Below are 471 nucleotides of genomic sequence, written 5' to 3'. Positions count from 1 at the left end.
CCGATGATCACCGCCTGCTCGCACACGTGATGCCGGGACGCCCCGGCGAAGCCGCCGGCATCGGCCAGGTGCGGCAGCCGCCGCGGGGAACACCACCTGCCATCGCCGTCAAGCACCGCGCCGACGAGGGGCGCCTGGGGCGCCGGGTTGGGCGCCGGCTGCTTCCGCTGCTGCTGGTGCTCTACGTGGTGGCGTTTTTAGACCGGGTCAACATCGCCACCGCCGCGTTGAGGATGAACGCCGACCGGAACCTGTCGGCGAGCACCAACGGGTTGGTGTCGGGCAGCTTTTTTCTGGGTTACGTGGCGTTTCAGGTGCCCGCCAATTGGGTGTTTCACCGGGTGGGGATCCGGCGGTGGCTGGCGGTGCTGTTGACCGGGTGGGGACTGTTCGCCGCCGCTCCGGCGTTCGTCGATGACGCCGCCGGGCTGATCATCACCCGGATCGGGCTGGGAGTGGCCGAGGCCGGGT

Annotated in this window: 1 protein-coding gene; it reads left to right on the top strand. The window is 69.9% G+C overall.

Going from position 1 to position 471, the window contains the following annotated elements:
* Positions 1 to 29: 29 nt before the first annotated feature.
* A partial coding sequence (locus F6Q13_RS18110; RefSeq protein WP_293059482.1) for an MFS transporter occupies positions 30 to 471 on the top strand: 442 nt, incomplete at its 3' end.

This window comes from Mycobacterium sp., assembly GCF_008709575.1.
Classification (GTDB): Bacteria; Actinomycetota; Actinomycetes; order Mycobacteriales; family Mycobacteriaceae; genus Mycobacterium.
Note: the sequence above shows the minus strand (reverse complement) of the source record. Positions and strands in the feature narration are given on the sequence as shown.